This window comes from Magnetospirillum aberrantis SpK (assembly GCF_011022235.1).
Taxonomy (GTDB): Bacteria; Pseudomonadota; Alphaproteobacteria; order Rhodospirillales; family Magnetospirillaceae; genus Magnetospirillum; species Magnetospirillum aberrantis.
Window position 1 is genome coordinate 114,057 of sequence record NZ_JAAIYP010000026.1, and the last position, 24,249, is coordinate 138,305.

The window sequence follows — 24,249 nt, forward strand, 5'->3', positions numbered from 1 at the left end:
GGCGCCCACCTCCAGGCACCGCCCCATCTTTTAACAATAATGTCAAACGCTTAGCGAACCACCCCGGCGGCCTTCCACAACGCGGCCAAGGTGCCGTTCTGCTCCAGGGTCGACAGCAGCCGGTTGACGGTATCGACGTCGATGGCACCGCCACGGCGGACCAGAACACGATGATTGTAATGCTGATCGTAACGGTCCGAAATCAACAGCCGTTCGCGCGCGGCGGGATTGCGCGACAGATAGGCCCACAGATAGGCGTCGGTCACCACCGCCACGTCCATGCGGTCGGCCAGCACCATCTCGATGCTGGAGCGATGGTTGTTGAGCAGCTTCATGCCCCAGGTCCGCGCCAGCGCGTCGGGATCGGCCTCGAAGCCGGCAAAGCCGTAATGGTAGCCAAGGATACCGACCAACCGTTTCCCCTTGAGGTCGTCGAACCACTCCTGACCCCGCCCCGACTTGGCGGGAGCGATGTAAACCTCGCCCCCTTTCAGGAAGACGTTGGAAAAGTCGACCGGTGCCCCTCTGGCCGCCCACCCCCATTCCGGGCTTTCGAAAAACATCAGGTCGAACTGCCCCGCCTCGACATCGGCATAACGCCGCCGTGCAGAGGTCGTGACGAAGCGGAACTCGTATTGGGACTGAGCCTTGTTGAGCGCCGCGATCAAGTCAACGCTCAAGCCCGAGGGCGCGCCGCCGGCCCCCGTCTCGACAAAAGGGGGAAAATCGTAGCCACCGACTCGCACGACATCGGCCGCACGGACAACCGAAGAAGAGCTCGCCAGGACAAGTGCAATCATCACGAGTATTCGTTTGACCACAGCATCCCACCCCTATTCTTGGAATGATTTAACTCGCGTGGCGAATTGAAACGTATTTGTGTGGGGCAGTCCAGAAAAAGTGCCGCCTTTTCGCCATGATCGTGCCGTTTTGCCACCGGATTAGCGGCGCATCTTGTCCTTCGTGCCTCCCGTCTTGGGAGGGAACGGAGAAGAAAATGTCTTACCCGCTGTTCGATTCGGGCTTCACCCTGTGGCAGGCCGACCTTGACGCCCGATTGATGGATCGTCACGGCCGCTCCATCAAGGCGTTGGGCGTGGACGCCCGCCTGTTGCTCAGCAACTATTACCGTGGCGTGTCGGTGGCCTCGACACTTGACCTGATCACCGACGGCATCCACCCGCTTCCCTAAGCTTGTGCAGCACGACGACGTTCATGCAATATGACGCAAGCGGGTTCGCGTCCACCAAGGTTGCCGGTGGCGAGAACCCGCTTCCGTCCGTCCAACGCGGCGGCCGGACATAAGAAAAAGAACGATAAGAACAGGTCCGAGGAGACGATCCGTGCCCAACACCTGGCGGGGGCCATTCCCCTGGCTGTTGGCGGCTTTTGTCGCGAATGTCGCCGTTGTCATCGCAAGCGCGTATTCCCTGTCGCAGGGAGAGGTCAACCAGGAGAAGCTGAACGCCCTGGCCATGGTCGCCCTGGCCGGCGCCTCGGTCATGTTCGCCCTGGCGTGGAAGGTCGTGGATTTCCTGGTGGTGCGCAAGGCCAAACAACTGGCCGCCGACATCCGCGCCATCGCCCATGGCGGCAACCGCGACACGGTCGATCCCGCGCGTTACGCCATCCTGACACCATTGCCGGAATCGCTGAACGGATTGACCGCGCGCATCGGCCATCTGCGCAAGGAACTGGCCGAAGGACTGGACCGCGCCACCGCCAAATCCGAGGAAACCGCCGCCCGTCTGGCCGCCATCCTGAACGATCTGCACGAGGGCGTGGTGGTTTGCAACCTGCGCCATCAGGTGGTTCTTTATAATTCGGTGGCCATGGACATGCTGGTCGATTCCGGCCAATTGGGCTTGGGCCGCTCGCTGTTCGAGACCGTGGCCCGCGATCCGGTGGTCCACATGCTGGAGATGCTGGTCCATCGCGCGGAACTGGCCGGAAAGGGCACGCCGTTCCTGGCCGGAACCACCGACGGCCACATGCTGCTGCAAGCCCGTATGACCCTGATTCACGGCCCCGACGACGAAGTCACCGGCTATGTGGTGACCATGGTCGATGCCGGTCCTCAGGTGGCGGCGCTGGGACGTCGCGACGCGCTGTTGCGCGAGGTCGCCGAGGAACTGGAACAACCTCTGCTCCGCCTCAGGGTCGCCGCCGACAACCCGTCCATCGTCGCGCACGAGGCGGAACAGATCGACAAGGCCGTGAAACGCGTCACCGCCGGCTATCAGCGGGCGCTGGCCGAATGGTGGCCGATGACCGACCTGCATTCCGGCGACTTTTTCGGCTTGGTGGCGCGGCGGTTCGAGGGCGAAGACCTGAAGGTCTCGGTGACCGGCCTGCCGCTGTGGCTGCATGCCGATTCCCACTCGCTGGCGCTGGCGGTCGAGGCCCTGATCCGCCAGATTTCCGAACGCTTCGGCCTGGCGGAAATCGATCTGGCCGCCACCGGAAACGGCGACGAATGCTGGCTGGAAGTGGGCTGGGGCGGCGCCACCGCCGCCCGGCCGGCGTTGGAGGCATGGCTGGGCAAACCGCTTCCCATGCTGGGGGGGATGACCGTACGCGACGTGCTCGTCCACCATGCCGGCGACGGATTTCGCCAGGAACATCGCACCGGCCGCTCGTGGCTGTGCCTGCCCATGCGCAAGGGGGTCGAGACGCGGCTGCATCCCCGCCCCAGCATCCTGCCCAGCCGTCCCGAATTCTACGATCTCGGCTTGCTGGACAACACCCGGTCCATCGGCGAACGCGGTCACCAGCCGCTTCGCGCCTTGACCTTCGTGGTTTTCGACACGGAAACCACCGGACTGGCGCCCAGCCAGGGCGACCAGATCGTCCAGATCGGCGCCGTGCGCGTGGTCAACGGCCGCATCCTGACCGGCGAGAATTTCAACCGCATCGTCAATCCCGGCCGCCCCATCCCGCCGGAAAGCATCCGTTTCCACGGTATCACCGACGACATGGCCCGCGACAAGCCGCCGTTGGGCGTGGTGCTGCCGCAGTTCAAGACCTACGCCGCCGATTCGGTGTTGGTGGCGCACAACGCCGCCTTCGACCTTAAGTTCCTGCGCATGCACGAACGGGAATTCGGGGTGCGTTTCGACAATCCGGTATTGGACACCATGATGTTGTCCAATTATCTGGATGGTGCCGATGCCGGCCATTCCCTGGATGCCATCTGCGACCGCTTCGGCATCGAGATCACCGACCGCCATACCGCGCTGGGCGACGCCGTGGTGACGGCGGCCGTGTTGCTGCGCCAGATCGAGATGCTCGAGGAACGGGGCATCTCCACGCTGGATCAGGTGGTCAAGGAACTGGACATCAACGTCCAATTGCACCAGCGGCAATTACAGCTTTGACCCCTGAAAAAAGGTCCGGCGCGTCAGCCCGCTCCACCTGGGCTCAAGGTGAACAGGCGACACGGAAGCCAATGTTGTAACTGCCCTGCCCTGCATCGTTTCGTGCGCGGGCCTGGGTGGTGGCGTTCGGTGAATAATAATACCACGAGCCACCCTTGATTGTTCTTTGCGAACACTTTCCAGAAATGCCTTGCCAACAATCCTCGACCCATTCCCAGACGTTTCCGTTCATGTCCACCAGCCCATAGGGATTGGCCGGAAAAGTTCCTGCGGGCGTGCTGCCGTAGATGGGTTTCGGGTTGCAGTCACGGCAATTGGCCATGCCCTGGCCATGATCGTTCCCCCACCAGAATGCGGTGACGGCCCCCGTCGACGCCGCATGCATCCACTCGGCCTCGGTCGGCAGCCGGCAGGCATGGCCGGAAATCCGTGAAAGCCAAGCGGCATAAGCGTTTGCGTCGTCCCAGGTGACGTTGATCACCGGCCGGTTTTCCCGCCCCCAGCCATGGTCGTCCTGTCCCCCGCGACAGCCGCCGGAATCGACGCAGGCCCGCCACTGGTCGAAGGTGATTTCCGAACGGCTCAGCCACAACGCCGTCGCGCCGTCGGCAGCGGGCGGCACCGCGACCATGGCCGGACACTTTTCACACCAAACCTCGGCGGCGCCAAGGAAAGATGGAAGTCCGGCAAGGAGTAAGGCGAATACTGTAGAAAGAAATAATCTGGGCAAATGCATATTTCCTCGTCAAACCATGTGCTTAATTTGATATAGTTGGCCGAGGCCGCGCAACCCTTACGTATATGGTTGTGCGGAAATGGGGTTTACGCGCTTTAAGCGAGGGGCAGATGGTCAAGGCTGGGAATCAAGAATCGGTTCAGCAGCAGCCGGAATTCGCGGCGGTCTTGCAGGCACAGAACGGTGCCCGAGTGGTGGTCCCCGGCGGGGAATTCCTGCAAACAGCGGAATTCGTGCGCTCTGGCCCCGATTTGGTCCTGGTGGGCGAAGACGGCACCCGCATCCTGATCAAGGATTATTTCGCGCAGCCCAATCCGCCGGCCCTGGTCTCGGACAACGGCGCGGTGATCGACCCCGATCTGGCCGCCATCCTGGCCGGGCCGCTTGCCCCCAACCAATACGCCCAGGCCGCCGCCAACATCGCCACCGACGGTTCCGCCGCCACCTCCTCCATCGGCAAAGTTTCGGTCCTGCACGGCAAGGTCATGGTCCGCCATGCCGACGGCACCCGTTCGGAACTCAAGGCCGGCGACGAGGTATTCGCCGACGACGTGATCGAAACCGGCAAGGACGGTTCGGTCGGCCTGACCTTCGCCGACGGCACCACCTTCTCGCTGGGCAGCGCCGGCCGCATGGTGTTGGACGATCTGGTCTACGACCCGCTCACCCATACCGGCGAAGGCACCATCGCCGTGCTTCAGGGACAGTTCACCTTCGTTTCGGGCCAGATTCCCAAGACCGCGCCCGACGCCCTGACCGTCAAGACCCCGTCCATGACGGTGGGTATCCGCGGCACGGCGGGTGCCGGCAACACCCAGACCGTGGTGCTGTTGGCCGAACAAGGCGGCGTCGCCGGCGAGTTGGTCATCACCACGCCGTCGGGCCAGACCTTGACGGTCAACGTGCCCGGCCTGGCTGCCACGGTGTCCCCGACCGGCACCTTGCTCAGCGTGCAGATGTCGCCCGCCCAGGTCCAGGCGCTGGCCGGCAGCTCGCTGACCGCCCTGCCCAATCCCGGCAGCCTGTCCAACGAATACAACACCGGCGACCAGAACCAGAACCAGGACAACCCGATCCAGCCGCCACCCGGCCAGACCCAGCAGGAACTGCAACAGGCGGTCCAGACCGCGGTCGAACAGGCGCTGGCCCAGCAACAGGCCGCCCAGGCCGCCGCCCAGGCGGTGCAGCAGATCAACCAACTGATCGGCCAGATCGGCCTTGCGATCGAAGGTGCCCGCCGCGACGCCACCAAACAGGCGGAAGATATCTTGGACGCGGAGGAAGCGGCGCGACAGGGTCGCATCGCCGACGCCATCGCCGCCGTGCGGGCCGTGCGTGACCAGATCAGCCCCTTCGCCACCGACGCCCAGACGGCACTGACCACCGCCGAAGCGGCCTTCGCCGACACCGATTCCGATGCGGTGCAAACAGCCGTCGATGACCAATTGGCCATTGCTCTGGCCAAGTGGGAGGCGATCAACGTCACCGATTCCGACCTCGACGAAGCCGGAATCCAGACCCTGATGGATTTGGCCCTGGCCGCCACCAAAGGGACCGAGGGCGGGCAGACCGTCACCTACGCCGAAGCGGTGGCGGTCTACAACGCCGAGGTTCTGCCGCTGAAATCGGCGGCCTATGCCGCCTATACCCGCCTTCAGGCGTTGAGCGAATTCAACACCCTGGCCAAGAAGTGGACCGACGGCTCGGCCATCACCGCCAAGCTGACCACCCACGACACCGCGGAAACCACCGCCGAGGCGGTCACCGCCTTGCAAACGGCGGCCAACGAGGCAACGGCCGCCGAAACCGCCGCGCGTCAGGCGGCGCGTTCGCCGATCATCGAAAGGGCGGCGGCCCAGGCCGAATGGGACGTGCGCATCGACGGCCTGGCGGAAACCCGCGCCGGCTTGGGCAAGGCGATCATCGACTATGTCACCTTGCATCAGGATCTTTCCGATGCCGCCGCCACTTACGGGCTGACAGCCAACATCCTGACCGCCTACACCACCTACAAGGGGCTGGTGGACGGCATGTCGGCGGACGCTAGCACCATCGACTTCCACAAGGAAACCGCGGTGGTGAACGCGCTTGAGGCGCTCAAGACCGCCATCACCACCGACAACCTGGACGACAACGACTACGCCCAGGCCATTTCGTCGTGGATGACCGCCGAGGTGAACGCGGTCACCGCCGAGACCCAGGCCGAGGACGCCTACAACACGGCCGACGCCGTGGCCGACGCCGCCGAAGCCCTGGTCACCACCGCGACCGCCGCCGCATCCGACGCCGCCAGCGCCTACGCCACCGGCCAGACCGCCGCCTCCGACGCCGCCGACGCCGCCGCCACCGCCCGCTACGAGGAAGTGCTGGCCGCCACCTCGGCCCAGTATCAGGCCGAACTGGTTATGAGCAACGCGCTCGACGATCTGGCCGGCGACCTGGGCAGCGACGGCGCCACCAGCTTGAGCACGGCCAAGGGCGACGTCTACGTGGCACAGGCGGCGGCAGCGGCGGCCAAGGCAGCGGCGGCCAGCGCCACCAGCTACAACGTAACCACCGCACTTGACGCGCTCAACGACGCCAAGGCGGCGGTGGCCGACCTCGTCACCCGCGCGAGCGAGGCGGAAACGGCGGTGGGGCAAGCCGGCACCGCGCTGACCATGGCCAGCAAACGCCCCGATTCCGCCTTGCTGGATCAGGCGGAACAGGAATCCCAGGACGTCGCCAACCAAGCCCTGATCAAGGCCGAGGCCGATTACGCCAAGGCCCTGACCATCCAGGCGGAAATCGCCAACCAAAAGGCCCTGGCCGAAGCCTATCAGGCCGAGGCGCAACAGGCCTATGACGCCGCCAAGGGCTATGCAGCCGCCGACGCCGCCGCCACCGCCGAGACGCTGGCCGCGGCGCAAAGCGCCGCCGACGCCGCCGCCCTTCAGGCCAAGGCGGCCTGGGACACCGCCCAGGCGGCCAAGACCGCCGGCGACACCGCCGCCAAGGCGTTCAACAACGTGCTGGATACCGGCGAAACCCGCGATCTGGCCAAGGAACTGGACGCGCGCGTGCGCGCCGACACCGACGGTGCCGGCCCGATCACCGCCGGCACCGCCGTCTCGACCCTGTCAACCCTGACCACCGCGCTGGCCTCGGCTTCCACCACGCTTGGAACCTATCAGGCCAACGCCGCCGCCCTGGGCAACGCCACCGTCAGCGCCAAACTGGCCGCCGCCGTGGCCGCGCTCAGCGCCGCCAACGCCACCAGCGGCGCGCTCAAGACCGCTGACACCGCCCTGGTCAACGCCCGCACCCAACTGACCGAGGCCACCGCCGGCACCAAGCAGGCGGACATCCAGACCGCGTTGACCAATGCCCAGGCCAAGGCGGAACTGGCCGCCGCCAAGTCCGAGGCGGCGCACGCCGTCGACCCAAACTCGCCCACCGCCGCCGACGACGCCAAGGCGCTGGCGCAAGAGGCGGCCACCGCCGCCAAGGAAGCGGCGGCCTTTGCCGCCACCGCCACCGATCTGGCCAAGCAACTGGCGGCCACGGCGCAAACCCTGGCGATCGTCCAGACCAGTGTGGATTCGGCGGTGGCCGACGCCTCGGCCAAGGTCAAGGCGGCGGTCGACCTGGTCAACTGGGCCAACGCCGATTATCTGGCGGTCAGCCTGACCACCACCGCGCGCAATGCGGTCGACAGCACCGGCAACAGCGCCGACGCGGCCGACACCAAGACCTTCATCACCGGCATCAAGAGCACCGTCACCGCCAGCACCGGCGTCTACACCCAATTGACGGCCATGAAGGACGCGGCCCTGGCCACCACCGCCGACGCCCAGGCCAAGGCCACCATCCAGGCCGCCTTCGACCGGGCCGCGGCGGCCATGGCCACCATCAACACCGCCATTTCCAAGATCGACGGCGACAACGGCCTGTTGGCCAAGGCCCAGGCGGCGCTGTCCACCGCCGAGACCAAGACCGCCGAGGCCTTGGCCGCCACCAGCGCCAATTACGCCATCACCGCCGCCACCCAGGCGCAGAACGCCGCGGCCGAGGCCAAGCGTCTGGCCGACCTGATCGCCGATTACCGCCTTCAGGTCAGCAACACCGCCACCGCAGCGACCGATTCGGCCATCGAGATCATCCAGGCCGCCTATGACGAGGCGGTAACCGCCCAGGCCCGCCTGAGCGTGGCGGTATCCATGGAAGCCCTGTTGCAGCCGGCCAGCGTGTCGCTGAGCCAGGCGCAGACGGCGGCACAATTGGTGACGGAAAAGACGCTGTTGGCGCAGTCCCTGGCCAAGACCGCCACCGACGCGCTGAGCGATCCGGCCAAGACCCATCTCGACATCGCGGACGAACGCGACGACAGCGCCGGCGCCGCCGGCGACGCCGCCACGGCCAACACCACCGTAGCGACCAAGGTCGCCGACGCCATCGCCAAGGCGGAAGCGGCCATGACCTTCTACGAAGGATTGTCGGCCAGCCAGAAGACCTCGGTGCTGACCGCCTATTACGAACAGGCGAAAAAGATCATCGCCGATGTCGGCGCACTCAAGACCGACGCCGCCGACCGCGCCGCCCAGGCGGCCCAGGCCGCCACCGTGGCCCAGAACGCCTATGACACCTTGGTGCAATACGCCGCCGACGCCGACGCCCGCGAGGTGGCGGCCATCGACGCGTCGAGCGCCACCGCCAAAAGCGCCATCGACGCCTTGACCAACGCCGCCGCCCAGGCCGCGAAGACCAAGGCCACCGCCGACACGCTGGACGCCAGCGTCAACACCGACGCGCTGGTGACCTCGATCGCCAATTTCCTGACCGCGCATCCCTCGGGTACGGCCCATGACGCCGTCGTCGCCATCCAGAGCAAGCTGCAAACCGCCGCCGACGCCGCCGACGCCGCCGCCGCCAAGCTGGGGACCCTGAGCACCAGCATCTCGACGGAATCGGGCACCGCCACGTCGGCCTACAACGCCCTCAAGGTGTTGGACGCGGACAGCGACCCCGACGCGGCCGACGTCACCAGCGCCGCCGGCTACGCCACGGCGGTCCAGCAATCGGCGACCAAGGTTTCCGGCCTGACCACCGCCATGGACGCGCAAAAGAACGCGCTGGCCAAGGCCATCGAACAGATTTCGTCGCTTCAGACCCAGTTCCAGTCCTATGTGGACAGCCTGAGCGGCGAGACCAAGGCGGCCATGAAGGTGGACGCGGTCAGCGACACCCTCACCTTCCCCGAAGACGACGGCACCCAGACCCTCACCCAGACCCTCAACCTGTTGGGCAACGACACCCAGGGAAGTGGCGGCACCTTGAAGGTTGTGGTGCTGTCACTGCCGACCAAGGGCACCTTGTACCTGTCGGACGGGACCACCAAGGTCACCGCGGGCATGGAGTTGACCGACGCCCAGGCGGCGGCCCTGAAATACACCCCGTCGGGCGCGGTGTCGTCGCCGACCGCCACCATTACCGACGCCTTCAACTACCAGCTTGTCCGTTCCGGCACGGTCGAGGCGCTGGTCAACGGCGAACTGGTCAGCCAGAACTATTCCACCTCGGACAGCGCTTCGGTGACGCTCAGCATCACCCACGTCAACTATGCGCCGACCTTGCAGGGCACGGCGCCGTCGCTGCCCACCCTGACCGAGAACCCGGCGACCAATACCGGCGTATCGGTGTTCACCTTGCTGGCCGGCAACGCCAACGACGCCGAAACCGCCAAGGCCAGCCTGGGCATGGCGGTGACCGGTTTGACCGACGCCTCGATCGGCACCTGGGAATACAAACTGAGCGAAGGCGGCACCTGGACGACCATATCGTCGGTCAGCCCCGGTTCCGCCCTGTTGCTGGGCCCCGGCGCCTATGTGCGCTTCGTGCCCGCCGCCAACGCCAACAGCCAAGCCGCCGGCGTCACCCCGACCATCACCTACCGCGCCTGGGACACCAGTTCGGGCACGGCGGGCAACACCGCCGACACCACCACCAGCGGCGGTTTCAGCGCCTATAGTTCGGCCAGCCTGAGTGCCGGAATCACCGTCACCGCCGTGGTGCTTAAGCCCACCTTGTCGCTGACCGCGACCGAATTGTATGCGCCGTTGGTCACCGACGAATCCTCCATCATCTCGCTGGACATCGGCATCGCCGACATCCCGGATTCCACGGTCATCACGATCACCGGCCTGCCCACCGGCGCCAGCCTGAGCGCCGGCACCGCAGTGGATGGCGTGTGGACGTTGACCCCGGCTCAATTGAGCGGCCTGCAACTGATCACCGCCGTCAACTACAACGGCGACATCACCCTTGGCATCACCGCCACCGCCACCGACGGTTCCGGCACGACGCTGATCAGCAAGACCGACACCGCCACCCTGAAGATCGGCGTCGGGCCGCAGAACGTGGCGGTGGACGGGGTTTCGGACAAGTCGTCCTCGTTGCGTCCGGTGATCATGGAAGGCGGCGCCAACGCCGACACCATGACCGGCTCGTCGCTGGGCGACAGCTTGATCGGCAACGGCGGCAACGACACCCTGACCGGCGGCGGCGGCGCCGACACCCTGACCGGCGGCACCGGAAGCGCCGACGTTTTCCGCTATGCCTCGGCGACCGATTCGATCAACGGCAAAACCGACACCATCACCGACTTCGAAAGCGGCAGCGACACCATCCGCCTGGAGGGGATCGGCGGGGTCTCCTATCTGCACGGCGCCTATCCCTTCACCACCAACACCGCCGTCACCTTGGCCGCCATCCAGGCCGACAGCCGATTCAGCGACGTGGTGGTGTTCTTCACCGACGGTCCCGACGGCTACCTGTACGTCAAGGGAGCCGGCACCGGCACCAGTTACGACGGCACGTTCATCAAACTGGCCGGCCAGTCCTCGCCCCCCGATCTGGCCGATCTGTCGGGCATCACCCACAATCTGATCGTCGGCACCACCGGCGACGAAACGGTCAGCGCCAGCGACGGCTTGGACGTGCTGGTCGGCGACAGCGGAAGCGACACCTTCCGATTCAATTCCGCCAACGATTCCACCACCTCGGCCACCGACGTCATTTCCGACTTCACCGACGGCGACGACATCGTCAAGCTTCAGGATTCCAACGGCTACGGCATGTTGCGCGGCGCCTATACCTGGGCCGGATCGACCAGCGCCACCATCGCCGCCATCGCCGCCGACACCGCCATCGCCAATTCGGTGGTGTTCTTCACCGACGGCACCGACGGCTGGATCTACACCAAAGGCGCCGGCACCGGTCTCACCAGCTTCGACGGCCTGATGGTCAAGCTGGCGGGCGTCACCTCGCAACCCGATTCCGTCGTCCAGGGCGCCCTGGACTACGCATCGCTGTCCACGTCGGCGCTGGCCACCACCGAGGATGCCTCGGCCAGCGGCACCGCCGCCGTGCGCTTCGAGGGCGGGACCTTCACCTACGATCTTGGCCTGGACGGCGGCACGCCGATCCTCAAGCTGGCGACATCCATGGGCGAAGTGAGCATCGACCCGGTCACCGGCGTCTACACCTACACGCCCACGGCCGGCGCCCAGGCGCTGGAACAGGGCGAAAGCGGAAGCGACAGCTTCGTCGTCTACGGCCGCAACGGCGATGGCGTCGTCGGAAGCTCGACGGTGGCGGTGGCGCTGACCGGCGTCAACGACGCCCCCGTGGTCGAAAGCGACCTTTACTTCAACGGCAATTCCATCCTGACCCTGCCGGTCACCGCCGACACCAACTTCGCCGGGACCGAAGACTTCACCATCGCCATGACGGTTCAGCCGGATGGCGCCGGCACCCTGTTCCGCCAGGCGGCCTATGCCAACGAATTGGGAATCCTGACCCGCGTCAACGCCGACGGCTCGCTGGAGGTGGCGTTCGACGCCATGAGCGCCGGCGGCTGGGAATGGTTCCACACCGCCGCCGACACCGCCACCATGGGCGCGTTGAACGACATCGCCATCACCAAATCCGGTTCGACCATCACGCTTTACGTGAACGGCCTGACGGTCACCTTGCTCGATACCAGCGGCAACCCGGTCACCGACCTGACCGGCGCGCGTCTGACGGTGGGTGCCAGCAGCGCCGGCACCATGTTCGGTTCCGCCCAGGGCAGCGACTATTTCACCGGCCATCTGACCGAAATCTCGCTGTTCAACGCCGCCCTTGACGCCTCCGCCATTTCCGAGTGGACCACCAACGGCGTCACGACCCTGGACAGCGGTTCGCTGGCGGCACTCCAGGCCAACTACCTGTTCTCCATCCATAACGGCAGTATTGTCGCCGACACCACCGGCCAAAGCCCCAGCATCGACCTGGGCGGCATGTCCCAGGCACCGCAATGGGCCGTTTCCGCCACCGCCGCCGAGGACACGGTCCTTAACGGCAATCTTGTCGCCTTGGATCCCGAAGACAACACGCTGACCTTCGCGGTGACGACGGCGCCGGCGCACGGCACCTTGACCATCGATTCCTCGGGACAATGGACCTATACCCCCGCGGCCAACTATGCCGGCACCGACAGCGCCGTCCTGCGGGTGTCGGACGGCAAGGGCGGGGTCATCAACACCTTGCTGACCCTGACCGTCGCCGACGTCGCCGACGCCCCGGTGGTGTCCGGCAGCGGATCGGCTGTCGCATACAATTCCGGCAGCGGTTCCATCCTGGCACTGGCGGCGGGGATCGACGTCTCGGACGTGGATTCGTCCGGGTTCCGCGCGCTGACCATCACCTTGCGCGACGCGGAAGCGGGCGACACGCTGTCCTTCGTCAAGATCGCCGGAGCCAGCTTCGGATATGACGGCGACCTTTATTACGATGACGGCACCAGTTGGGACACCCATGGTGCCAGTCTCACCCTCGCCGGCGACAGTATCACCGTCACCTTCGCCGAAGGCCACGAACCGCCGGCCGAAGTGATCCGCGACCTCTTGCGTTCGATCAAGTTCGAGAGCGTTTCCACCAACGGCTCGACCCGCCAGATCGAAGTCGTGGTGACCGACGACACCGACGTTTCCACCACCGTAACCCGCGACATCACGGTCAACGGCGCGCCGACCTTGACCCTGAGCGGCGACATCAACATGGGGGCGCGGTTCGACAGCGATTCCTATGCCGCCGGCACCATCGTCACCCCCCAGACCGACGACATCACCCTGGAAACCCGCTTCAACTGGAGCGGCGACAATTACGACCAGGATCAGGTGCTGTTCTACAACGGCGACAGCGCCAGCGCGGGCTGGGGCCTGGGCATCATCGACGGCACCTTGCACATCCTGTTCGCCGGCGGCCAAGTCCATGATACCGGCGTGTCGGTGTTGGAAGGCGAATGGCACGACGCCGCCCTGGTGCGGCAAGCCGGCGACTGGCACCTGTTCTACGACGGCGAGAGCATCGACCTGACGCTGGCGATCTCGCCCGCGACCATTTCCTCGGGCGAGACGGTGGTCGGCAACGACAACACCCACGCCGTCGGCTTCAACGGCATCATCGACTACACCGCCCTGTGGACCGAAGGGCGCAGCGCCGCCCAGGTGTCGTCCGACATGGCCGGCACCATCACCCCCCCCACCGCCGCCTTGGCCGGCTATTGGATTGGTGTCGTCTCTAGCGTGGGCGGCCCGCTGAGGCTGGTGGATTCCTCGGGCAATAACCATACCTTGAGTTCGGGCCTGGATTCCGCCTTGTTCCAAGCGGTCGTCGCCGGTATCGAAACCACCGAGGACAGTGCCGCCAGCCTAGTGCTGCATATCGGCGACGACAGCGACACCGCCGCCGCGGTGACCCGGACCATCCAGGAAGCGGCGGCCCACGGCACCGTCACCTTCACCGGCGACACCTATACTTACACCCCCGACAGCAATTATTCCGGCACCGACAGCTTCGTCATCCGCCTGACCGATTCTCAGGGCGCACACGCCGATTATGTGGTCGACGTGCTGGTGCACGACCAGAACGACGCCCCCACCTCGACCGCATTCACCGCCCAAACGCTGACCGCCCTGACCAAGGTCTGCATCGACGTCGCCAGCCATTTCTCGGACATCGACGCCCTGGACACGCTGGACATCTCGTTCTCCACGCTGCCCGACTGGCTGAGCTGGGACGCCGACACCGGCATCCTGAGCGGCATTCCGCCGCTGGGCGCCACGGCTGGCGACATCACCATCACCGCCACCGACCGGGCGGGCGCCACCACCAGCCAGACGCTGTCGCTATCGCTGCCCAGTGTCCAGATCGCCGGTGTCAACAGCGCCGGTTCGGCGCTCAAGTTCAGCGGCGACAGCGACTACGCCCACACCTCGTTGGCCATGGCGGCGACCGGCGGCACGGTCGAATTGTGGGCGCAAACGTCGCAATGGGACCCGGCGTCCGAGGTGTTCCTGTTCGGCAACGGCATCGCCAAGGGCGACGACAACGCCATCTCCCTGACCATCGGTCCGTCGGGCTTGACGGTACAATACGGCGGCACCACCCAGAGCGGCGTGACCAGCCAAACCTCCGACACCAGCACTTGGCAGGACGGGTCCTGGCATCATCTGGCCTTCACTTGGGAACAGAGCGGCAGCGGCACCCTGCTGACGCTGTATGTGGACGGTGTCGGCACCATGTCGGCATACACCGAATTCGCGATCGACGCCGCCTATCTGAGCGATTGGCAGGTGGGCGCCAGTGCCAGCGGCACCGGCGCGCCCGCTTCCTTCGACGGCGCCATCGACAATCTGCGCATGTGGGACGACGTCCGCAGCCAGGAAGAAATCAGCGCCAACATGGTGCTGGAAACGCCCACGGACACCGATGGTCTGTTGGCCAACTGGCTGATGGACAAGGTGACCGGCGGCGCCATCGTGTCGGATGGCGGGTCCGAGCAATTGGTCCTGGGCGCCACCACCGCCACCGAAGGCACCGACCCGATCGTGGTCAACCAGCCCAGCCGCGCGCTTGAGCTACACGGTGGGTACCTGACCATCGACAACCCCACCGTCTCGGCCGCCATGACGTTCGAGGCCTGGGTGCGTCCCGACACCATCGCCAGTGCGGCGGAAAACTTCACCGCCATCTACAGCGTCGGAACCTACAACTCGGCAGGTTTCTTCGCGGTCGGATACGACAACAGCGGCGCCCTGACCGTGCTGTGGCACGACGGCACCAGCCAACATTCGGTGACGCAAGACAGCGGCACCTTGTCCGTGGGCGACTGGAACCATGTCGCCGTGACGATCACCCCCGACGGCAGCGGCACCGCAACGGTCCAGCTTTATATCAACGGCCAAAGTGTCGGCAGCGCCACCAACAAACCGCTGGTGATCGAGGGGCTCCAGGCCTCGGCCTATGTCGGCCATGCCGATGGCGTCACGCCCAACATGGACGGCGCCATCGCCGATCTGCGCCTGTACGACGTCGCGCTGACCGCCACCGACATCGCCCAGGACATCAACACCCGCCCTGGCGACGACGAATTCGGGCTGGTTCTGGGACTGGAACTCGCCACCGGCTATGAGGATTCCAGCGCCCTCGTCCGTACCGACATCGACAGCAACGGGGATGACGGCACCTTCACCGGCGTCGTCATCAACGGTGCAAACAACTTCCTCAGCACCAAACCAACGTCCTTCAGCGACAGCCTGACCACGCTGGAAGACACCTCCGTCACCAGCACTCTCCTGGCCGTCAGTTCCTCGTCCGAGAGCCTGAACTATTACACCCCGTCCGACGGCATGCCCAGTCACGGCTGGGTGCGGTTCAACGGCGACGGCACCTTCACCTACACGCCCGAGGACGATTTCGTCGGCACCGACCAGTTCACCATCCGCGTCGACGACGGCTTGGGCAACGTCGCCGACAAGGACATCACCGTCACGGTGAACGCGGTGGACGACCCGATCAGCGCCCATCCGCCCACCACGTCCAGCGTGGATGCCGTCGGCCTACACGGCCAGACCGCCATCGCCATCGAAAACGGTTTGGCCACCGGCACCAATTCGGTCACCTACGAAGGATGGCTGTGGCTGAACAGCAACGCGGCTGCGCAACAGACCATCCTGGCGGTGGGCGATAGCGGCACCTCGGCCCAGTTGAGCGTGGTCAACGGCCAACTGAACTTCTTCCTCAACGGCAGTGAAATCGCGGTCGGCGGCGCGATCACCGCCGATCTGTGGAACCACGTCGCGGTGGTGGTCGAAGCCGGTTCACCCTCTCTGGTGACGCTGTACGTCAATGGCATTCAGACCGGCCAGGGCAGCTTCCCGAGCGCCATCGACATCACCGGAACCACCGCCTATCTGGGCCGCAGCACCAGCAGCGCGGCGGGCACCGAGGAATACCTGAGCGGCAGCCTGTCCGATTTCCGCGTCTACACCGAAGCACGCGGCGTCGCCGACATCCGCGCCGACATGACCGGCAGCACGGCCAATTCCACCAACCTTTACGCCCGCTGGACGCTGGACACCAGCACCGGCGGCACCATCGCCGACAGCGTGGGCGGCCATGACGGTTCCATCGTCGGCTACAATTACGGCGACGACGAACGCATCCTGGCCATCGTCAATTCGGGGGCTTCGGTCGCCATCGGCGGTCTGGTGCTGTACGAACCGGACCAGACGCCGGAAGAAACCCCGAACATCCCGGCCGAGATCAAGGTCACGTTCTCGGCCGAACACGGCACCATCAACTTCGCGTCGCTTTCCGGCCTGACCTCGGCCACCGGCAACGGGACCGACACCGTCACCTTGACCGGGTCGCTGGCGGCGCTGAACGCGGTGCTGGGCAACGTCACCTATACCGCCTCTGAAGGATATTCGGGACGCGACGGCGTCAAGATCGTGATCGACGAAATGGCCTCGGGCGTCACCCGCATGGACGGCGGCACCTTGTCCATCCTGGTCATGGCGGTGCCGACGGCCAGTAACGATTCCCTGTTCGGCGGTTCCGGTGCCGACACCATCGACGGCTTGGCCGGCAACGACGCCATCTTCGGCATGGCCGGCAACGACGTGCTTTCCGGCAGCGCCGGCGCCGACAGGCTGTGGGGCGATAACGGCAACGACACCCTGACCGGCGGCGCGGGGGCCGACACCCTGACCGGCGGCATGGGCAACGACCTGTTCCGCTTCACCGGCAAGACCGATTCCACCGAGACCGAAACCGACAGCATCGTCGATTTCGGCCAGACCTACGGCAACGACGTCATCCGCCTGGAAGGCATGTCGGGCATCGCCTACAACTCGGAAACGACCCTTGCCACTTTGGGACTGGGCACGCCATCGACGCTGGCGGACTGCCTCAGTGCGCTTAAATCGTCGGGACCGGCCAATACCATGGTGTTCTTCACGGTGGGCACCGACGGCTACCTGTACGTCAAGGGGGCTGGAACTGGCGTTGATTTCGATGGCACCCTGATCCGCCTGGAAAACCGGACCACCCCGCTGGCGACAAGCGAGATCCAGTTCGGTGTGCTGACCGGCACCCCGGCGGTGGACACCATGACCGGCACCGCCGCCAGCGAGGTGTTCCTCGGCTTGGCTGACAACGACACCATCGACGGCGCGGCCGGCGACGACACCTTGATCGGTGGCGAGGGGGCGGACACCCTGACCGGCGGCACCGGCGCGGATCGCTTCGTCTATGCCGCCCAGGTGGATTCCTCGTCCACCAACATGGACACCATCACCGATTTCAGCGTGGTCCAAGGCGACCGCATCGCCATCACCGGCATGGACGGCATCGTCTATGACGGCGTGCCCTACGCGCCGCTCGCGGCGTCGGCGGGTGAAACCATCGACGCCATCCTGGCCGACGTGTCGATCGATAACCGCATGGTGTTCTTCACCCAGGGCGGCGACGGCTATCTGGTGGTCAGCGGAAACGGCGGCGGCATGTCGGTTGACGGCTTTGCCATCAAATTGGCGGGCGTCACCACCGCACCGAATCGCAGTGCCATCGAGAACGCGCTCAGTCTGGCCGGCACCGCGACCGACGACATCCTGGTGGGCACGGTGGGCGACGACATCATCGGCGGTGCCGCCGGCAACGACACCCTATCGGGCGGCGCCGGCAACGACACCTTGATGGGCGGTTCGGGCGCCGACACCTTGACCGGCGGCGCCGACGGCGACCAGTTCCGCATCAATTCCTACATGGACTCCAGCAGCGGCATGCCCGACGTGGTCACCGACTTCGTCAGCGGCCAGGACAGCTTGGTGTTCAACGGCATCTCGGGCATCGCCTATGATCCCAGCCCCTATGGGGCGGTTCAGGACGACCTGGCAACCACCATCACCACCATCCAGGACGACCCCGGCATCACCAACCGCGCGGTGTTCTTCGTCCAGTCGGGCAATGGCTACATCTATGTGAAGTCGTCGATGGGCGGAGGATTCGGCGGCACCCTGGTCAAGCTCGAAGGTGTCACCACCGCCCCGACGCTGGACGATCTGCCCGGTCTGGTGGACACGGTGGGCGTCACCCTGAGCGGGACGCTTTCCGGCACCTGGTCGGTGACCGGCACCGGCTACAACGATACCTTGGACGCCAGCACCGCCAGCAACCGCCCGGTGTACGGCCTGGGTGGCGACGACACCCTGATCGGCGCCGAGAGCTCCACCTTGGTCGGCGGCGCCGGCATGGATTATCTGAGCGGCGGCACCAATTCGGACTTCCTTTACACCAGCAAGGACGATTCCAACCTTACCGGCGGCACCGACATCGTCAACTCGTTCACCGCCGACAAAAGCATCCAGTTCCAGGGCATCGCCGGCATCGCCTATACCGAATCGGCCCTTGACATCACTGGTGCCAGCTCTGTCGCGGACGCCGTGACGGCCATCGCCGCCGACAGCCAGATCCAGGATCAGTTGGTGTTCTTCACCCTGGGCGGCGACGGATACCTGACGGTCAAGGGCAGCGGTTTCGGCACCGATTATGACGGCACGGTCATCAAGCTGGCCTCGGTCACCACCGCACCGGCCCTCGCTTCCCTGCCCGGCATCCTGAAGCTTTATCAGGGCTCAGCCCTGGTCGACGTGCCCACCGACAGCGGCACTGGCGACATGATGTACGGCCTGGGCGGCGACGACACCCTGAACGGCGGCGCGGATGCCGACGTATTGGAAGGCGGCGCGGGTGCCGACACCTTGACCGGCGGTTCCCAAGGCGACGTCTTCCGCTATACCTCGGGCACGGATTCCACCGTGGCCAGCATGGACACCATCACCGACTTCATACCCAGCCAGGACACGATCCGCTTCGAGGGCATGAAGGGCATAACCTACTCACCCTTTCCGTTCGCAGGGAGTGCCCCCAGTTCGGTCACCGAGTTCATCGCCCAGATTCAAGCCCGCCCTCAATTGACGAACACGGTCGTCTACTTCTCTTTCGGAGGCGACGGCTACCTTTACGTCAATGGAAGCGGGAGCGGGACGGATTTCAACGGCACATTGATCCGCCTGGAAGCCGTGCAAACCTGGCCGGCATTGGGTGACATCCAAACCGGCGCGCTCATCGGCACCGACGACGACGACGTTCTGATCGGAACCGACGGCGGCGACATCTTCATCAGTCAGTTGGGCAACAACATCTTGCGCGGCGGCACCGGCGACGACCTGTTCCAGGTCGGTCACGGCACCGACACCATAAGCGGCGGCGGCGGCACCGATACGGTGGAGATCGGCGGAGGCTCCCCCGTCTCCGGCATCGCCCGCCTCGGCGACAATCTGGTGTTCACCACCGACGGCACGCACTCCGTCATCCTCAGGAATCAATTCGCCGGAGACGCCATCTCCAGTGTGACCCTTACCCGCAGCAACAGTTCCGACGACACCACCTACACCTATGTCGCCGGCACCGTCGGCACCTCGGGGCACGACATCATTGCCGGTGACGGCACCTTGTCGGGTGGCAACGGCAACGACATCGTGCTGGGCAACACCGGTGCGGACGTGCTTTACGGCGATGGCGGCATGGACGTGTTGAACGGCGGCGCCGGCAACGACGTCCTGGTCGGCGGTCTTGAAGGTGACAGCCTGACGGGCGGCACCGGCGCCGACGTCTTCCGCTTCCTGAGCGGCGCCGACAGCGCCATCGGAGAATGGGACGTCGTCAAGGATTTCGACCTGACCAACGACAAGCTGGACTTGGTGGGATTGGGCAGCGTCGTTGGCCTGCAACTGGTCAGCCACGACATCGGCGACACCTATCCGCCTCCGGGTGGAGTGGCGGCCGCGATCGCGTCCGAACCGTCGATCACCAACAACAGCATCGTCGTCTGGCTGCAAAACGGCAGCACCTACATCTACGTCAAGGCCGAGGGCACCTCGCAAAACGGCCTGATGATCCAGTTGGAGGGCTTCACCGGCACCCTGACCGAGGACAATTTCCTGCAATTGATCGCCCCGGACAGCCCGGCGGGTTCGGCGGCATGGGACGCGGGCGGCGGCAACCTGTTGTGGAGCAACGCCGCCAACTGGAGCGACGACATCGTTCCCGACGCGACGACCGCCGTTTCCCTGTCCAACACCATCGTCACCCATGGCGACGGAACCACCCAAAGCGTCCATACGCTGTATGGCGACAATTCCACGCTTCAGTTGAGTCCCGGCACGTTGAACGTGACGACACGGGCCGAATTGTACAACGGCAGCGTCCTGAGCATCGGCACGACCGGTGTCCTGGGCGGCGCCGGCAGCGTCATGCTTGAGGGCGAGATGAACTGGTCTGGCGGCACCATCGCCGCCGGCCAGGGCGTCATGGTCAACGGCTGGACCTACATCGAGAACGGCGCGCATACGCTGGACACTCTTCTGGCCCTGGCCGGCGACAGCGAAGTCTCCGCGTCCACCATTTCCGGCCATGGCGAACTGGCCAATGCCGGCTACATGACCGTCCTTTCCAGTTCCGGGTTCAACGTCGCCCTGGCCAACGATGGGATCATTTCGCTCACCAGTTCCGACACCGCCCAGGACGTCACCTTGTCGGCGACGGGGGGCATCGCCAACACCGGCATCATCGAACTGGGCGGCCGTTACGACGCCGGCGACAGCACCACGCTGTCCTTGGGCGGAAACGCCGCGCTGATGATTTCCGATGGCGGCGTCCTGCGGGCGCGCGACAGCGGCTCGACCACTCACACCGTCGTCGGTGAAGTCGATCTGTTGGGCGGGTCGATCATGGCCGAAGGCAACCTGACCATCGACAACGAGAACACCCAGACCTTCCTGGACAACGGCTTCATCACCGTCGCCGACGGCAAGGTGTTGACCATCGACGGCGGAGCCGGCGGCGGCCTGATCGAAATTGCCAGCGAAGGACTGGTGACCACCGGCACCTTGCGTCTGGCCGGTACCCAGAAAGTGTTCATCGACAGCAATTTCTCCCTGTCACAACACGCCAGCCTGGACCTTGCCGGCGCCGTCACCTTCACCGGCGGCCAGATTTCCAACGAAGGCATCATGGCCCTCAAGGGCGATGACGACGTCTTCTATTCCAGGCTGACCAACCAGGCGGGCGCGACGATGACCGTCACCGCCGGCAACGACCAAGGCGACGGCGCCGCCACCCTTGGCCTTTACGGCGGCCTGGAAAACAGCGGCACACTCAACCTCCAGACCGAGACCGGAAGTTCCGATTCCCTGGTGTTGAACCTGGGCGCGGAGACAATCCAGAACTTCGGCCAGATGGTCGTGTCCGGGTTGGGCAGCGGCACCATCACCATCAATGGCGGAGTGTCCAACTCCTCGGATGGCGCCATCCATCTGGCCGGCGATCTGGCGATCATCGGAGCGCAGGGGCTCACCAACGACGGCACCATCACCATCGACCAGGGCAAGACGCTGGACGTCGCCGCCACCCCGGAGTTGGTGAATGCCGCCTCGGGAACCATCGCCGGCTCCGGCACCATCGTCGGCACCGTGAGCAACGAAGGCACCCTTTCCCCCGGCGGCGACGACGCGGCCGGAACGCTTAGCGTCAACGGCGACTATCTCGGCGAAAATTCCTCGACCATCACCCTGGACGTCCTGCACGACGGCGACGACGCCGACAGCGATCCCGATTCCGACCTGCTGGAAATCAGCGGCTCCGCTTCTCTGGCCGGCTCTCTGGTGTTCGGGTTCAAGGACTACATCCCAAGCAGCGGCGAAAGCTTCGTCGCGATCACGGCCGCCAGTGGCCTGGACGAAAGTTCGTTGTGGGGAACGGACAGCACCGCCAACACCGCCGACGACCTTATCCACATCAACCACGACCTGGGCAGCGCCTGGACCGCCACCTGGACGGCCACCGGCACGTCGCTGAGCGTGACCTTCACCCAGGTGAACGGGGTCGAGGTTGTCGACGGTTCCTGGGGCACCGACGACGCCAGCACCTCCAGCAGCGCGGTCAAGATTTCAACCATGGCGGCCTCTGTCACCGGTTCGCTGCTCGCCGGCAGCTTGCAGGTTACCCAAGACCTGACCGTCAGCACGGGCAACAGCGTCGAGGTCGCCAACAAGGCCGTCGTCGACAGCACCGCCGACCTGATCCTGGCCGGCGGTACACTGGGGGGGACCGGCGACATCATCGTGCTGGGCGATTTGATCGCTTCGGGCGGCGGTCTTCTGGGCAGCGGCCTGATGACGGTCAACGGCAACACCCAAATCTCGGACACCAACGGCACCTTGACCGTGGACAAGACCCTTGACCTACGGGGGGCAAGCACGGTCACGGGCACCAACACCACTGTCGCCAGCACCGACGCCGGCTCCGGCCCCAGCACCGGACGCGTCAACAATTACGGCGCCATGAGGATCGAGGCCCTGGCCGCGTCGTTCCAGATCGCCATGGTCAACACCGTCGCCGCCAGCATGGTGCTTGACGCCAGCAACGCCGGAGCGGCGACACAGGACATGGTCGTCACCGTGGGCGACCAGTACAACACCTTCGTCAATCACGGCGAATTCCAACTGACCGGCGGCGCCCCCAGCTATGGCGTGACGCTCGACACCAATGGCGGCATCTTCGACAACCGTGGTGTCATGGACCTGGACAGCACCTACAGTTCCCAGGTGGACCGTATCGATGGCGCCTTGATGAACCAGGGCACGCTGTATCTGGGCCACAATCTGGTCGTGGCGGGCACCTTGAACAACAGCGGCTGGCTGTCCATCCACACCGGGCACGGATTGGCCCTGGAAACCGGCTCGACGTTGAACAACAACGGCGTCATCACCGGCGACGGCTCCATGAACATCGACACCTCGGCCGGCGCCTCTTTCGTCAACAACGGCGTCATCAACCCCGGTGGCGAGGGAACCGCTGGCTCGCTATACGTCAACGGCGACATGATCCTGGGCGCCAATTCGTTGGTGCGACTGGATATTGGGCTCGATTCCTTCACCGTGGGCGGCGCGCTGACCCGTGGCGGCACGGTTGAGATCAACACCGACGGCGCCAGCCTGAACACCTCCTCTACCTACACGGTGATGTCATGGGACAGTTCCGGGTCCAGCGGCTGGTTCAACCAGATCACCGGCCTGGATTCCGACCCGGCCGGAGCCTTGCTGTTGGACCCGACCATCAGCGCCTCGGACTTCACCGTCCGGCCGCGTGACGTCACCGAGGCCGCGACCAGCGGCGACGATAGCATCGACGGCGGCACCGGTGCCGATTACCTGTTGCTGGGCAACGGCGACGACATCGCCAACGTCCAGAGCGGCGCCGACGCGGTGTTCGGCCAGAACGGCAACGACCAGCTCAGCATCACCGGCACCGACTTCCACATCCTGGACGGCGGCGCGGGCATCGACACCCTGGCCTGGGCCGGAGCCGACGGCACCACCCTGGACCTGAGTTCCTATGCCGGCATCCTGCAAAACCTCGAAAGCATCGATCTCGGCGTTACGGGAACCCAGACCCTGGTCCTGACCGCCGAATCGGTGTGGCGCATGATGGGCAACCAGAGCAACGCCCTGACCGGCACGGAAAGCACCATGGTGGTGATGGGCGAAGGCGACAACGTCACGCTGAGCGGCTGGGTCACCGGGAACACGCAGGTCGCGCTGCCCGAAGACCCCACCGCCAGCTACACGGTCTATTCCTCGACCTACAATGGCGGCACGGTTCAGGTTTACGTGGACAATTCCAACACCGTCAGCACCAGCTGAGGAAACC

5 protein-coding genes are annotated in these 24,249 nt (G+C 65.3%); 3 read left to right on the forward strand and 2 right to left on the reverse strand.

All coding sequences use genetic code 11. The features are described 5' to 3' along the window. Positions 1-50: 50 nt before the first annotated feature. Entirely contained in the window at positions 51-800 is a 750-nt protein-coding gene (locus tag G4223_RS04350; RefSeq protein ID WP_205762371.1) for a substrate-binding periplasmic protein, read from the reverse strand. A gap of 197 nt (positions 801-997) precedes the next feature. On the opposite strand from G4223_RS04350, the gene G4223_RS04355 reads away from it, so the two are divergent. Together G4223_RS04355 and G4223_RS04360 are read left to right on the forward strand one after the other, a co-directional pair. Beyond that, positions 998-1,192, forward strand: a complete 195-nt coding sequence (locus G4223_RS04355; RefSeq protein ID WP_163675524.1) for a hypothetical protein — start codon at positions 998-1,000, stop codon at positions 1,190-1,192. A 151-nt stretch (positions 1,193-1,343) separates the two neighbouring features. Further along, positions 1,344-3,377 (forward strand): 3'-5' exonuclease, encoded by a 2,034-nt coding sequence (locus tag G4223_RS04360; protein WP_338086811.1) that lies wholly within the window; start codon positions 1,344-1,346, stop codon positions 3,375-3,377. 43 nt (positions 3,378-3,420) lie between these two features. On the opposite strand, the gene G4223_RS04365 is transcribed toward G4223_RS04360, so the two are convergent. After that, entirely contained in the window at positions 3,421-4,008 is a 588-nt protein-coding gene (locus tag G4223_RS04365; RefSeq protein ID WP_241003940.1) for a formylglycine-generating enzyme family protein, read from the reverse strand. Positions 4,009-4,223: 215 nt separating this feature from the next. Here G4223_RS04365 and G4223_RS04370 point away from each other — a divergent pair, with 215 nt between their 5' ends. Continuing rightward, the gene (locus G4223_RS04370) at positions 4,224-24,242 is read left to right on the forward strand and encodes a LamG-like jellyroll fold domain-containing protein (RefSeq protein WP_163675530.1); all 20,019 of its coding nucleotides are present in this window, start codon (positions 4,224-4,226) and stop codon (positions 24,240-24,242) included. Positions 24,243-24,249 lie beyond the last annotated feature (7 nt).